The organism is Cryobacterium algoritolerans (assembly GCF_004402785.1).
GTDB classification, from domain to species: Bacteria; Actinomycetota; Actinomycetes; order Actinomycetales; family Microbacteriaceae; genus Cryobacterium; species Cryobacterium algoritolerans.
This window is the reverse complement of sequence record NZ_SOFP01000013.1, coordinates 39,655-52,325: the sequence shown is the minus strand read 5'-3', so window position 1 is coordinate 52,325 and position 12,671 is coordinate 39,655. Positions and strand designations below refer to the sequence as shown.

Here is a 12,671-nt window from a genome sequence, read left to right as displayed (position 1 = left end):
GATAGTCTCCCTCTAGAGTTGAGCACCCCCATGAAGCGATTCGAGGTAGGACGCGATTGTCGTGTCTGCTTTACCGACTTGGATCAACTCGCCGTGGCTAAGCCACGCGGCATGGTCACACATCTCGCGAACAGACTCCATGGAGTGACTGACGAGGATGACCGTTTTGCCGGCTTCCTTGAAGTCGACAAACTTCTGACTGCATTTCTCCTGAAATTCTGCATCACCAACCGAGAGAACCTCGTCGACGACCAGGACGTCTGGGTCGACATTGATCGCGATGGCAAAACCGAGCCGAACGTACATGCCCGAGGAATAGTTCTTAACGGGCTGGTCAATGAATTGTTCGACGCCCGAGAAATCGACGATTTCGTCGAACTTGCCGGTCACCTCTTTTTTGGACATGCCAAGAATGGATCCGTTGAGGAATACGTTCTCGCGCCCTGAAAGCTCCGGGTGAAAGCCGGATCCGACCTCAAGGAGAGCAGCGATTCTTCCCTGATACGAGATCGTTCCCTTTTCCGGATAGTAAATTTTCGCAAGGCATTTGAGAAGCGTTGACTTGCCTGAACCGTTGCTTCCGATGAGCCCAAACGTCGACCCCGTGGGCACTTCGAAGCTCACGTCCTTGAGCGCCCAGAAGTCTTCGTGCACCGATCGGCGACCGCGCATGATCGCGGACTTGATGGACTGATTCCGTTCGTGGTACAGGCGGAACTTCTTACTAACGTGGTCGACCTGCACAGCAATGTCACTCATAGCGCCTCGGCCAGCCCCTTCTCGCTCTTGCGGAATACCCAAAGGCCGATAGTCAACGCGGCAAATGCCCAGATTGCACAGAGCAGGAGGTCTTGTGGATTTGGCCACGTGTTGTCATAGAGCAACTGGCGGAAGACAGCGACGAACCGCTCGAGCGGATTCAAGCGGTAAATGTCAAGGATCGTGATTGAGGTTCCGAACAGCCCGCCATGTGCCTTGGATTGGTCCTCGACGAGGCTGATCGGGTAGATGATCGGCGTGAGGTACATCCAGATCTGCATCAGAATTGAGACGAAGTACTGTGTGTCCCGGAAGTGCACGTTGGCGACCGAGAGCATCAGCGACAGACCTGCGGCGAATATCGCCAACAGCACCATGACAATGATCACGATCGGGATCCACGGCCAGACGAACGAGCCACAGAGTGCGAGCACAACAACGAGCACGCCCATTTCAAAGAGCCAGTTGTACCCGACCGAGCCGACCTTCGACAGCGGTAAGACTATGCGCGAGAAATAGACCTTCTGGACCAGTCCGGCGTTCGAAATTATCGAACCCATGCCCTGCTGTACGACATTCGCGAAGAATGCCCACGGCAGGAGTCCACACAGCAACCACACGGCGAAGATGTTCAGCCCGCTGGGGTTGCCGGGAGGAGGCGTGACCCGAAGAATGAACGCGAACACGATCGTGTAGACCAACATCGTGGCGAGCGGGTTCACCAGAGACCAGAGTTGGCCAAAGATTGTGCGCTTGTACTGGCCGCGGATCTCACGCAGGGTGAGATTGGCCAGGAGCTCTCGGGACGCGAGAACCTCATTCATGTATCGCATGTAGCCTCACTGGTTGGCCGGTCGGGATGGCCGCAGACAAATCTAGCCTAGAACTATGATGAGGGGACGTATGTCCATCCCACTCACTCCCCCGCCCGGCGCCGCCCACGTCGCAGTTGTGACCGTGAGTTACGGCTCGGAGGCTGTACTCGGGCCGTTTCTGTCCTCGTTGCCGGGCGCCTCATCCGTACCGCTCCACGTCGTCGTCGCCGACAATAAGGCGACGAAGGGGGTGAGCGCCGTGGAGGTCATCTCGGCCGCTGCGGGCGCGCTATACCAGCCGATGTCTTCCAATCGCGGCTACGGCCACGCGATTAATGAAGTTGTCAAGAGCCTGCCTCCCGAAATTGAGTGGGTGGTGGTGAGCAATCCGGACGTAACTGTCAATAGCGGTACAATTGACACCCTCCTTGAGGCGGTTGGACACGATCTAGCAATCGCTTCCGTCGGCCCCCGTATTCTGTCTTCCGACGGTCTGGTCTATCCGTCGGCCCGGACCATCCCGTCGCTTCGCTCCGGTGTCGGCCACGCCCTCTTCGCCAACATCTGGCCGACAAATCCCTGGACCCGGCTGTACCGCAAGGAGACGAACTCCAATCTCGTGCGTCGAGACGCTGGATGGCTTTCCGGCGCGTTCCTAATGGTTCGTAGGTCCGTGCTGGACGAGCTGAACGGCTTCGACGAGACGTACTTCATGTACTTCGAAGATGTCGATCTGGGCTATCGCATCGGAAGACGCGGGCTGCGCAACGTCTACGAACCTGCGGCGGTCGTCGTGCACACAGGCGCCCACTCCACTCAAGGCGGGGAATCGGCCCGAATGGCACGGGCACATCACGACAGCGCCAAGAGGTTTTTATTCAGAAAGTACCATGGACCGATCCTGTGGCCGGTGCGCGTCATTGTCGGAATTGGGCTTGAGATCAGGGCGCAACTCGAGGAACGGCGCGCCCGTTAGGAACAAGCCTTCGGTCTCGCCAGGTCGACGATCATTCTCAACGGCTTTGTGATCCGCCACGACCTGCTCGCCAGCATCCGCTCATTGACCACCTGCAGTCTGTCCTACATTATTCGCAAGTTATCGATCTCAGCCTGGGCATCACGCGTCCTCTCCTGTTCCTCTGCGATCTGTGCGGTCAGGCGCAGAATCTCTAGAGAGAGTCCCCGGTAGCGCCTCTCATGCAAGTCGACTTCTTCAAGCATGGTGCGTCTCTGACGGTCCAGCTGAAACTGAAGGATGCCTTCGAGGTCTGCTGAACTCATAGGAAATCCCTCACGAGAGCCGCGGTCGACTCATCAGCGACGCTCGCAATGTGCCGTGACACGTCTGCGCTGTTCGCGCTTCCGGCAGCAGTGACGGCCTCTGCGACGCTCTCGGCCAGCCTGTCAAAAGCGACGTTGACAGGAAAGTCGGGATCCCAGGTGGCGGCGTAGCTCGCGACCTTGAGATTCTCCAAGCTGACCCTCGGGAGCGCGAAGGAGCTGGCAATGATTCGTCCATGCAGCGATGAACCGACCCAGAGTTGCGAGCCGGCGATATAGGAAGCCAGGCTCATCGGGTTGCGGGTCGTGATGCCCATGGGGCGAACTGTCGGCGCAAAGGCCCGGAGTATGGCCGTGATGCCGTCATACAGATCGGCACGGTCATGGTGGCGTGCCGTGCCGGCGCCGAAGAATGCCGGTCTCCACTTGGTCGCAGCCGCGATCACTGCGAGGGATCGTGCGATGCGCTCTTCTCCAACCCGCGCGATCAATTGCGCGTTCGCCTGGAATAGAAAGTAGGGCTCGCACCCTCGCGTTGGAGCTGCGAGATCTGGATGCCGAACACTGATCGAGTGGACCATGTCCGGAGACAAGACCGACGCGGCCCCGATGGTCGTCGCCATCTTGTGCGAGGATTCGTCGCGAGCCATGACCGCAACGGCACTCCGGATTGCCGACCCCTGGCGGCTTCCGCACTTGATGTCACGGCCTCCGGGTTGAGGTTCCCCAGGCCGACCGAGTTCAGCACGAGAGGCGTTGTCGCGTTGAGGGCGAACTTTTCAAGAATCGGCAGATATGCGGGGAAACCTGCCGGTGCCCCGGAGAGGTACCGCGCGATGGCGTTCCGCCCCGCAGCGCCCGCTTGATCGAATATTGGTCCCTCAACATCGTCGAGGGACATAGTGAGGGCGCCCTCAACGTCCACGCCACCCACCTCTCCGCCTACGACCCAGACCGCATCCCAGGCCCGAGCAGAGAGCAGAGAGCAGATCAGTGTACGGATACACGCGAGTGCCAAGGAGAGAAGTCATATCCGCTCCGATAACGGAGCCAGCGGCGCTGTTGCGCGTGCCGAGGTAGTCCTTGGTGAGTTGGTAGAACAACAGATCGCCGAAGTTATCACGCTCATAGGCGCCGACGAGAAGCACGCTGGCCTTCGGGGTAGCACGGGACAAGAATCTGGGTGATCCTTTCGCTCCCACGCCCCCCGAATGGTGACTCAATACTAGCGACGATTCCACCGCGTCACTGACAATAACTCACGGTCCGCGCCCCGCCGCCGGTCCGCCCTGGCCTGCCTGGCCATGGAGCGGGCAATCAGAAGCCGGACGGCGGCCGAATTCGGGTGTCTGGCAGCAAAAAATCCAAACGCCACCACGACTGGCTCGTGGGTCATGTCTTCCCATATTGCGGAAAGCTTCAACGAAGGCAGGCACCTCCTGAAACTGGGACCTTACGGGTGCTAGTACATATACGGAAGTCGCTAGGAGGCGACCAGCGCCGCCAGGTATTTGCCGTAGCCACTCTTCTGCAACGGGGCAGCAAGAACGGCGAGTTGCTTGGAGTCGATCCAGCCCGCGCGCCAGGCGATCTCCTCGATGCAGCCGACCTTGAAGCCCTGCCGGTCCTCGATCACGCGCACGTACTCAGACGCCTGCATCATCGACTTGAACGTTCCGGTGTCCAGCCAGGCCGTGCCGCGGTCGAGAACCTGCACCTGCAGTTTACCGTCGGCCAGGTACCGCTCGTTTACGGTGCTGATCTCCAGTTCTCCACGCTCGCTCGGCTCGATCGACTTGGCGATCTCGATGACCGAGTTGTCGTAGAAGTAGAGACCGGGAACGGCGTAGTTGCTCTTGGGCTTGGCCGGCTTCTCCTCGATGGAGATGGCGGTTCCGTTCTCGTCGAATTCGACGACGCCGTAGGCCTTGGGATTGCTGACGTGGTAGGCGAAGATGCGCGCTCCCACGAGGTCCGCGTTGCCCCGGAGCGCGGAACCCAGCCCGGCGCCGTGGAAGATGTTGTCGCCAAGCACGAGGGCGACGCTGTCGTCGCCGATGAAGTCCTCGCCGATGATGAACGCCTGGGCCAGGCCGTCCGGCGACGGCTGCACCGCGTATTCTATCCGGATGCCGATGTCCGATCCGTCGCCCAGCAGCGCCCGGAACTGATCGTCGTACTCGGGAGTCGTGATGACGAGGACCTCCTTGATGCCCGCCATCATCAGCGTAGATAGGGGGTAGTAGATCATCGGCTTGTCGTAGATCGGCATGAGCTGCTTGGAAATGCCCTTGGTGATCGGCCACAGGCGCGTGCCCGAGCCGCCGGCGAGGATGATTCCGCGCATTGTTACATTCCTTTGTTCAGGGAGTTGTAGAACGCCCGGGCATCGGCCCAGGTGGGCAGCAGCCCGCTCGCGGCGGCTTCGGCAAGGCCCGGCGCATCCGTGTCCTTGGGCGACAACAGCAACTCGCCGGCCTCGGGCGGGAAGACGAGGCCGATGTCGGCGTCGAGCGGATTGATGCCGTGCTCACGGCCCGGGTTGAAGGGCGCGGTGACCAGATAGCTGACAGTGGCGTTATCGGTGAGCGCCACGAAGCAGTGACCGAGGCCCTCGGCGATGTAGACCGCGCGCCGGTCAGTGTCGTCGAGCAGCACGCTGTCCCACTGGCCGAAGGTCGGCGAGCCGACCCGGATATCGATGACGTAGTCGAGGACCGCACCGTGGGCCACCATGACGTACTTGGCCTGGCTGGGCGGGATGTCGGCGAAATGGATGCCGCGCACGGAGCCGCTCCTGGACACCGACGTGTTGGCCTGTGCGATGTCGAGGCGGTGCCCGATCTTCTCTTCGAGGTGGTCGAAGCGGTACCACTCGAGGAAAACCCCACGATCGTCACCGAACTGCGTCGGAGTGATTTCGTAGGAATCAGGGATGGAGAGTTCGCGAATCTTCACGTTGGGCAGTCTACCAACGGGGTTCCAGACGAATCGCAAGCGAGAGTGGATCAGCCACGGCGACGGTGAACCACATCACTCGCGAACCGTAGCGGACGGGTAAGCCTCCAACTGATGCTGTTGTGAAGGCTGTTGACCTGGTCCACAAGCCCCAACCTTTCGATGTCGTGAAGTGCGATCTCCCGTTCATTTTCCTCGACTCGCAGCCCAGCATTCTGGAGTTCATCCCGCAATGCGGAAACCTCTGCCTGCAATGCGGGTACTTCTGCAGCCTGGACGCTCGCGCGAGACAACTCGGCGACAGCTCGGCCGCGCGCCAGATAAAACTCCTTGATCTGAGAGGCGTTTTCGGCACCTGTGCTGAGGAAGGCACGCAGGTGTGGTGGGACGTTACTGCCCACCGCCAGTACTCCAAGGCCGTGACCGTGATCGAAGGCGAACGACGGGTACTCCGCGGCGAGTTCGTGCCACAACTGCCACACTCCGAAGCCCTCTTGGTGTTCTGCGATGTCGTGAAAGATCACCACACCAGAGTCAGAGAGCTTTGGGCGCCAGGCCTCGAAGTCGTGGCGAACATCGTCGTATCCGTGGCGACCGTCGATATGGAGGAGGTCGATGGATCCGTCCGGAATCGAGGCAAGGTTGTCGTCGAAGTAGCCACGCAACAGCGTCGAGAAGGCTGAGTAGTCGGCTTCATTGATGGTGCGCACACTGTCGTACACTTCGGAGCCATAGAACCCCGCCTGATCATCGCCTTCCCAGCTGTCAAGCGCGAAGGCCCGGGTCTGGAGGCCCAAGCGGGAGATCGATTCGCAGAAAACAAAATAAGAGAAGCCGTTGTGCGTGCCGAGCTCGGCAATGACGGCCGGTCGGATCGCGTCGACCAACCAAAAGGCGAACGGCGCATGCTCTAGCCAGGCTGACTCAACGAAGTGGCGCGGAATCCAGTACGAGGAGTCGCTGATCCAGGATTCGGACGGTCGGAGCGTGCCGTCCAGAGAATCGAGGCCAGACCGGAATTCGTTCATGTTTGAGTCCTCCTGCGCCCCGCTGGCCATTTCTCAGTTCGAGGTTATCAGTCCACTCCTTCTGAATTCTGAAAGGCGACGCGTGCAGGCTGAGCCTGCCGCGGTCGGCCGCTTCCCAAGCGCTTCCCGGTAGACTCGCGGGGGCACTTTCAGCGAACGGAATGGGTAACCTCCATATGAAGATTCTTGTCACCGGCGGCGCCGGGTTCATCGGCTCCAACTTTGTTCGACGCACCCTCGAAGACGCCTACCCCGGTCTCGAGGGCGCCGAGGTCGTCGTTCTCGACGCGCTCACCTACTCGGGAAACCTCGAAAACCTGGCACCCATTGCAGAGAGCCCCCGCTACTCGTTCGTGCACGGGGACATCCGCGACGCCGCACTGCTCGACACGCTCTTCCCCTCGCTCGACGCCGTCGTGCACTTCGCCGCGGAGTCCCACGTGGACCGCTCGGTGCGCGACGCCTCGATCTTCGTCGAGACGAACGTGCTCGGCACCCAGCAGCTGCTGGACGCGGCGCTGCGCCACAATCTCGCGCGTTTCGTGCACGTGTCCACCGACGAGGTCTACGGCTCCATCGCCGAGGGCTCGTGGGATGAAGAGCGCGCGCTTGAGCCCAACTCGCCGTACTCGGCGTCGAAAGCCGGCAGCGACCTGCTCGCCCGCAGCTACCACCGAACGCACGGCCTGAACATCTCGATCACCCGCTGCTCGAACAACTATGGACCGTACCACTTCCCGGAGAAGGTGATCCCGCTGTTCGTCACGAACCTGATCGACGACAAGCACGTTCCCCTCTACGGCGAGGGCAACAACATCCGTGACTGGCTGCATGTGGACGACCACACCCGCGCCATCGCGATGGTGCTGGTCGGCGGCCGCGCCGGCGAGATCTACAACATCGGCGGCGGCACCGAACTGACCAACCTGGAGCTGACCCAGCTGCTGCTCGACTCGACCGGCAAGGACTGGTCTTACGTCGACCGGGTCGCCGACCGGCTCGGCCACGACCTGCGCTACTCGGTTGACATTTCCAAGATCCAGGCCGAGCTCGGCTACGCCCCCCTGGTGCCCTTCGAGCAGGGCCTCGCGGATGTGGTGCAGTGGTACCGCGAGAACCGCGCCTGGTGGGAGCCGCTCAAGGCCCGTGCAGAGCTCGGCTAGACCGTGATTGGGCGGGCCGGGCAGGTTGGTCCCTCTCGCCTACAGCGTGCTACACGCGGCTACACTGGTGCCATGAGTTTTGTTCCGATTCGCGACCTCCGCAATCACACCGCGGAGATCATCGAGCGTGCCCGAAATGGTGAAGAGGTGACGATCACCTCCAACGGCGTGCCGGTGGCGACGCTCACCCCTATCGTGACACCGAAGAAGCCATTCCTGACACGAGAAGACATGCTCAGGCTCGTGCGGCGGCCCGGAGATCCCATCGCGGAGTACTGCGAACACGAAGAGCCCGACGAGACGACCGACGACCTGGGTCCCATCACGTGACCGCTACCCGCGGCCTGATCGACACCAGCGTGTTCGTCGGGCTGGAGACGAACCGCCTCCGCAGCATTGAAATACTTCCGATCGAACAGTTCGTCAGCGCCGTCACCCTCGGTGAACTCCTCGCGGGCGTTCACGCGGCTACCGACGCCGACTCGCGCGCGTCGCGGCTCTTGACACTTGAAACCGTCTCTGTTGCCCAGGTGCTGAACGTGGATGGCGAAGTCGCGGCACACTGGGCGCGGCTGCGACAGAAACTTCGCGAGAATGGGAGACGGATAAACGTGAACGAATTGTGGATCGCCGCGACCGCCCTCGCACACCACTTGCCCGTGTTCACCCAGGACGCGGATTTTGCCGTCCTGGCAGACTTGGGTGGGCCGGAAATTGTCACCGTTTAGCAGCATCCGTTTAGCAGTACCGATTTAGGGGAACACATGAAGTATCTGATCACCGGAGCGGCCGGGATGCTGGGCCGCGACCTGCAGGTCGCCCTGGCCGGCCGCGACGTGACCGCGCTCGGTCACGCCGATCTGGACATCACCGACCTGAGCGCCGTGCTCGAAGCCGTCGATGGCTACGACGCGATCATCAACGCGGCCGCGTACACGAAGGTCGACGACGCCGAGACCAACGAGGACGCCGCCTACGCGATCAACGCGACCGGCCCGCACAATCTGGCGCTGGCCGCCGCCGCAACCGGCGCCAGACTGGTGCAGATCTCCACTGACTATGTGTTCGACGGGAATGCGACCGAGCCCTACGGCGAGGACACCCCGATCGACCCTCTCTCGGCCTACGGCCGCACCAAGGCGGCCGGGGAGGCCTTCGTGCTCTCCACGCACCCGACCGGCAGCTATATCGTGCGCACCGCGTGGCTCTACGGCGAGCACGGACCGAATTTCCCGAAGACCATGCTGAAGCTCGCCGCGGCGCGGGACACTCTCAGCGTCGTCGACGACCAGGTGGGCCAGCCCACCTGGACCGCTGACCTGGCCAAGCAGATCGTGGCGCTGCTCGACTCGAAGGCGCCCGCCGGTATTTACCACGGTACCAACTCGGGCGTGACCAGTTGGTTCGGTTTCGCCCAGGCGGTGTTCGCCGGCGCGGGCCTCGATCCGGCCCGGGTTACGCCCACCGACAGCTCGCTGTTCGTTCGGCCGGCCCCGCGCCCGGCGTATTCCGTGCTCGGGCACGACACCTGGCGGTCCGCCGGGCTCGCGCCGATGCGGGACTGGCGCGAGGCCCTCGCCGACGCCACGGCCCAGGGGATCTTCGAGGAGAAATGACCACACTGCGGGTAATCGTCGACCAGATGGTCGCACCCGTCCCCGGAGGGGTCGGGCGTTACACCGAGGAACTGACCCGGGCACTCATCGCAACTGCGCCGGCGAACTGCGAGGTTGAGGGTATCGTTTCGGCGAGCTCGGCCGAGCACTACGCCGAGCTCGAAGCTGCACTGCCCGGACTGGCGAGCCTGCACAAGACGACGCTCCCCCGGCGCGAACTCGCGGCGGCTTGGCAGCTGGGCCTCGCGGGGTCCTCCGGCTCCGGGATGATCCACGCCCCGGCGCTCCTCGCCCCCCTGCGAAAACACAGCATCGTCGAGGACGGCACCCAGATCGCGGTGACCGTGCACGACGTTCTGGCGTGGACACATCCGGAGGCCCTGACACCGACGACCGTCGCCTGGACCAAGGCCATGCTCAAGCGCGCCCGCAAGCACGCCGACGCTGTCGTGGTGCCCAGCCACGCGGTCGCCACCCAGCTCGGCGAGATCGTAGACCTCGGCGATCGCATCCGGGTCATCGGCGGCGGCGTCGGCAGCGGTTTCCGCCTACCCTCGAACTCGTCCGCCACCGAGGCGCTTGCCGCCGCGCTGGCGCTGCCGTCGGAGTACATCGTGACCGTGGGCACCCTGGAGCCCCGCAAGGGCGTCACTGCCCTGATCACCGCTCTCGGCCTGCCCGCCGCCCCCGACCTGCCGCTCATCGTCGTCGGGCCCGATTCGTGGGGCGAGCTGGACCTGTCGTCGGTCGCCGACGAGGCCGGCCTCGCGCCCGGCCGGGTGCGGTCGATGATCGGCCTCACCGACGAGCAGCTCGCCGTGGTCATCGCCCGGGCGTCAGTGCTCGTCTTCCCGAGCCTCGAGGAGGGCTTCGCCCTCCCGATCATCCAGGCCTTCCATCTGGGCACTCCGGTGATCCATTCCGACGCGCCTGCGCTGGTCGAGGCCGGCGGAGAGGCCGGACTGGTCGTGGAGCGGGAGGATGCTCGCGGCTATCCCGAACGTCTCGGCGCCGCACTGAACCGAATCCTGGGCGATCAGGCCCTGGCGAGCCGGCTGAGCATCGTCGGCAGCGACCGGGCCAGGGCCTTCAGCTGGCGCGACGCCGCGGAGCGGGTCTGGCAGTTGCACGCCGACCTGTAGCCGCCGCGGCTCGGTCCTGACGAGACCGGGCTGCTACGGCACCGGGGTCGCCGACGGCGGCGGGGCGAGGGAGGTCGCGATCAGGTCGCGAATCACGCCGTAGTCGGGGTTCTCCGGGTCGACGTTGTTGTCCGGGATCAGCTCGACCGACTTGATCGGCAGGGCCTTCGACTTCGAGGCGAGGTTCACGAAGTAGCCGAGCATGCCCTGGGGGATGTCCGTCTTGACCACCTGGGACCCGGCCTTCGCCACGGCCTGGAACTTGGTGAGCACGTTCGCCGGGCTCGCCTGGGCCAGGATGGCCTCCTGCATTTGCCGCTGGCGCACCATCCGGTCGTAGTCGCTGGTGCCGTGGCGGGAGCGGGCGTACCAGAGCGCGTGGTAGCCGTCCATGTGCTGCCGGCCGGGCTCGAACCAGAACAACACCTCGGTGAAGGTGTCGTCGGTGTGCACGGGCACCCGGTGGTCCACGGTGATGTCGACCCCGCCGAGGGCGTCCACCAGCTGGGCGAAGCCCTGCATGTCGATCAGGACGTAATACTGGATGGTCAGCCCGGTCACGCCCTGCGCGGCATCCCGCATTCCCTCGATACCCGGCTCGCTACCCGCGGTGATCGCCTTCGGGTACATCTTCGGACTCTTCAGCTCGACCTCGGTGTAGATGGAGTTGAGCATGCAGGCGTCGACCTCGCAGCCGTCGATGGCGCCGTACCCCTTCGGGTACAGATCGGCAAGTGGCCCGGGGGAGAACGGGACGTCCACGAGGTTGCGGGGCAGCCCGATCATGCTGGCCTGGCCGCTCGCGGCATCGATGCTGACCACCGAGATGCTGTCAGGCCGCAGCCCAGCGCGGTCGGGGCCGGCGTCGCCGCCGAGCAGCATGATGTTGTACCGGCCGTTGACCGGGGGTTCGGTCGGCCCGGCGATGAAGACGGAGGAGAGGAAGTCGCTGGCGGTGGTGGCGACGTAGGCGCCGTAGCCGGCGGTGCCGACGACGCCGACCATGAGCACGGTCGCGAACGCGGCGATCAGCGGCCGGGCCTTCGGGCCCGCCTTGACCAGGCGAACGAGGCGCAGCGTGTCCATGGTGAGGATGGACCAGACCACGGCGTAGAAAACGAGGAGCGCGGCGGCGGCCCACAGCCCGATTGTGTTCGTCAGCGCGGTGAGGATCACCTCGGGCCAGAGCAGGTAGACCACGCCGGCGGCGACGGCGAGGAAGAGGAGGGTGAACGTGGCCCGGAGGCCGAACCGTCCGAGGCGGCGGCTGCCGGCCAGCACCTGCACCGAGCCGGGCAGCACGAAATTGAGCAGGACGAGCCACCAGGCCCGCGTGGTCATGATCCGTTCTGAGCCGACATTCGGGTGCCGGATCGGGCTGCTTGCACTCGTCATAGTTTGGCTTGGAGGTCCGAATTCTTCTTCTCGACCTGCGCGGCGAGCATCTCGGCGTAGTCCTCGAGTTTCACCCGGAGGGAGTCATCGTGGGTTGCCAGGATCTTCACGGCGATCAGGCCCGCGTTGCGCGCGCCGCCGATCGACACGGTAGCGACGGGGACTCCGGCCGGCATCTGCACGATCGACAGGAGGGAGTCAAGGCCGTCGAGCCTGCCGAGGGGAACCGGCACACCGACGACGGGAAGGGTGGTCACGGCGGCCAGCATGCCAGGCAGATGCGCCGCACCGCCGGCTCCGGCGATGATCACCCGCAGCCCCCGCTCGTGCGCGCTCTTGCCGTAGGCGATCATCTTCTCCGGCGTGCGGTGAGCGGAGACCACTTGCACCTCGCAGGGCACCCCGAAGTCGCGCAGCAGCTGCGCGGCGTCGCTCATCACCGGCCAGTCGGAATCGGAGCCCATGACCACGCCGACAAGCGGGGTCACGGAGATCTCCGACGGGGCGGGCTGGG

General features: G+C 63.6%; 15 protein-coding genes. 6 read left to right on the top strand and 9 right to left on the bottom strand.

From position 1 onward, the window contains the following. Positions 1–12 precede the first annotated feature (12 nt). Entirely contained in the window at positions 13–759 is a 747-nt protein-coding gene (locus E3O19_RS03395) for an ABC transporter ATP-binding protein (protein ID WP_134565249.1), read from the bottom strand. Next, the gene (locus E3O19_RS03390; protein WP_241981163.1) at positions 756–1,583 is read right to left on the bottom strand and encodes an ABC transporter permease; all 828 of its coding nucleotides are present in this window, start codon (positions 1,581–1,583) and stop codon (positions 756–758) included. Before E3O19_RS03390 ends, E3O19_RS03395 begins: the two co-directional genes overlap by 4 nt. Before the next feature lie 79 nt (positions 1,584–1,662). On the opposite strand from E3O19_RS03390, the gene E3O19_RS03385 reads away from it, so the two are divergent. Continuing rightward, complete coding sequence (locus E3O19_RS03385; RefSeq protein WP_166804441.1) at positions 1,663–2,550, top strand: glycosyltransferase; 888 nt, start codon at positions 1,663–1,665, stop codon at positions 2,548–2,550. A gap of 104 nt (positions 2,551–2,654) precedes the next feature. On the opposite strand, the gene E3O19_RS03380 is transcribed toward E3O19_RS03385, so the two are convergent. From E3O19_RS03380 to E3O19_RS03360, 5 genes are all read right to left on the bottom strand, one after another. After that, positions 2,655–2,855: a hypothetical protein gene (locus tag E3O19_RS03380; RefSeq protein WP_134565244.1), complete on the bottom strand. Its 201-nt coding sequence runs from the start codon at positions 2,853–2,855 to the stop codon at positions 2,655–2,657. Next, a complete protein-coding gene (locus E3O19_RS03375) occupies positions 2,852–3,526 on the bottom strand; it encodes a polysaccharide pyruvyl transferase family protein (RefSeq protein ID WP_277613004.1) in 675 nt (224 codons plus the stop codon). Before E3O19_RS03375 ends, E3O19_RS03380 begins: the two co-directional genes overlap by 4 nt. An 812-nt stretch (positions 3,527–4,338) precedes the next feature. Next, positions 4,339–5,202, bottom strand: coding sequence for a glucose-1-phosphate thymidylyltransferase RfbA (gene rfbA / locus E3O19_RS03370; protein WP_134565241.1), 864 nt, complete (start codon positions 5,200–5,202; stop codon positions 4,339–4,341). A gap of 2 nt (positions 5,203–5,204) precedes the next feature. Beyond that, positions 5,205–5,813 (bottom strand): dTDP-4-dehydrorhamnose 3,5-epimerase family protein, encoded by a 609-nt coding sequence (locus E3O19_RS03365; protein WP_134565239.1) that lies wholly within the window; start codon positions 5,811–5,813, stop codon positions 5,205–5,207. Positions 5,814–5,863: 50 nt separating this feature from the next. Then, positions 5,864–6,841 carry a class I SAM-dependent methyltransferase gene (locus tag E3O19_RS03360; protein WP_166804440.1) on the bottom strand — a complete coding sequence of 326 codons (978 nt, stop codon included), beginning with the start codon at positions 6,839–6,841 and terminating at the stop codon, positions 5,864–5,866. Between the two features lie 176 nt (positions 6,842–7,017). Between E3O19_RS03360 and rfbB the strand changes: the two genes are divergently transcribed. From rfbB to E3O19_RS03335, 5 genes are all read left to right on the top strand, one after another. Beyond that, positions 7,018–8,004: a dTDP-glucose 4,6-dehydratase gene (gene rfbB / locus E3O19_RS03355; protein WP_134565235.1), complete on the top strand. Its 987-nt coding sequence runs from the start codon at positions 7,018–7,020 to the stop codon at positions 8,002–8,004. A 72-nt stretch (positions 8,005–8,076) separates the two neighbouring features. Next, a complete protein-coding gene (locus tag E3O19_RS03350) occupies positions 8,077–8,334 on the top strand; it encodes a type II toxin-antitoxin system Phd/YefM family antitoxin (protein ID WP_134565233.1) in 258 nt (85 codons plus the stop codon). After that, the gene (locus E3O19_RS03345; protein WP_174776886.1) at positions 8,331–8,732 is read left to right on the top strand and encodes a type II toxin-antitoxin system VapC family toxin; all 402 of its coding nucleotides are present in this window, start codon (positions 8,331–8,333) and stop codon (positions 8,730–8,732) included. The genes E3O19_RS03350 and E3O19_RS03345 overlap by 4 nt, the downstream gene beginning before the upstream one ends. Positions 8,733–8,768: 36 nt before the next feature. Continuing rightward, positions 8,769–9,620, top strand: coding sequence for a dTDP-4-dehydrorhamnose reductase (gene rfbD / locus E3O19_RS03340; protein ID WP_134565231.1), 852 nt, complete (start codon positions 8,769–8,771; stop codon positions 9,618–9,620). Beyond that, on the top strand, positions 9,617–10,762 hold the full coding sequence (locus E3O19_RS03335; protein ID WP_134565229.1) for a glycosyltransferase family 4 protein: 1,146 nt from the start codon (positions 9,617–9,619) through the stop codon (positions 10,760–10,762). The genes rfbD and E3O19_RS03335 overlap by 4 nt, the downstream gene beginning before the upstream one ends. Positions 10,763–10,795: 33 nt before the next feature. Here the strand turns inward: E3O19_RS03335 and E3O19_RS03330 are convergent, their stop codons facing one another. Next, positions 10,796–12,103, bottom strand: coding sequence for an LCP family glycopolymer transferase (locus E3O19_RS03330; RefSeq protein WP_241981162.1), 1,308 nt, complete (start codon positions 12,101–12,103; stop codon positions 10,796–10,798). Positions 12,104–12,153: 50 nt separating this feature from the next. Beyond that, positions 12,154–12,621 carry a 5-(carboxyamino)imidazole ribonucleotide mutase gene (purE, locus tag E3O19_RS03325; RefSeq protein WP_134565338.1) on the bottom strand — a complete coding sequence of 156 codons (468 nt, stop codon included), beginning with the start codon at positions 12,619–12,621 and terminating at the stop codon, positions 12,154–12,156. Positions 12,622–12,671 lie beyond the last annotated feature (50 nt).

Coding starts and splice junctions, on each gene's coding strand:
- E3O19_RS03395 (WP_134565249.1), bottom strand. CDS start 759: ATGAGTGACATTGCTGTGCAGGTCGACCACGTTAGTAAGAAGTTCCGC.
- E3O19_RS03390 (WP_241981163.1), bottom strand. CDS start 1,583: ATGAATGAGGTTCTCGCGTCCCGAGAGCTCCTGGCCAATCTCACCCTG.
- E3O19_RS03385 (WP_166804441.1), top strand. CDS start 1,663: ATGTCCATCCCACTCACTCCCCCGCCCGGCGCCGCCCACGTCGCAGTT.
- E3O19_RS03380 (WP_134565244.1), bottom strand. CDS start 2,855: ATGAGTTCAGCAGACCTCGAAGGCATCCTTCAGTTTCAGCTGGACCGT.
- rfbA (WP_134565241.1), bottom strand. CDS start 5,202: ATGCGCGGAATCATCCTCGCCGGCGGCTCGGGCACGCGCCTGTGGCCG.
- E3O19_RS03360 (WP_166804440.1), bottom strand. CDS start 6,841: ATGAACGAATTCCGGTCTGGCCTCGATTCTCTGGACGGCACGCTCCGA.
- rfbB (WP_134565235.1), top strand. CDS start 7,018: ATGAAGATTCTTGTCACCGGCGGCGCCGGGTTCATCGGCTCCAACTTT.
- E3O19_RS03350 (WP_134565233.1), top strand. CDS start 8,077: ATGAGTTTTGTTCCGATTCGCGACCTCCGCAATCACACCGCGGAGATC.
- rfbD (WP_134565231.1), top strand. CDS start 8,769: ATGAAGTATCTGATCACCGGAGCGGCCGGGATGCTGGGCCGCGACCTG.
- E3O19_RS03335 (WP_134565229.1), top strand. CDS start 9,617: ATGACCACACTGCGGGTAATCGTCGACCAGATGGTCGCACCCGTCCCC.
- E3O19_RS03330 (WP_241981162.1), bottom strand. CDS start 12,103: ATGACCACGCGGGCCTGGTGGCTCGTCCTGCTCAATTTCGTGCTGCCC.
- purE (WP_134565338.1), bottom strand. CDS start 12,621: ATGGGCTCCGATTCCGACTGGCCGGTGATGAGCGACGCCGCGCAGCTG.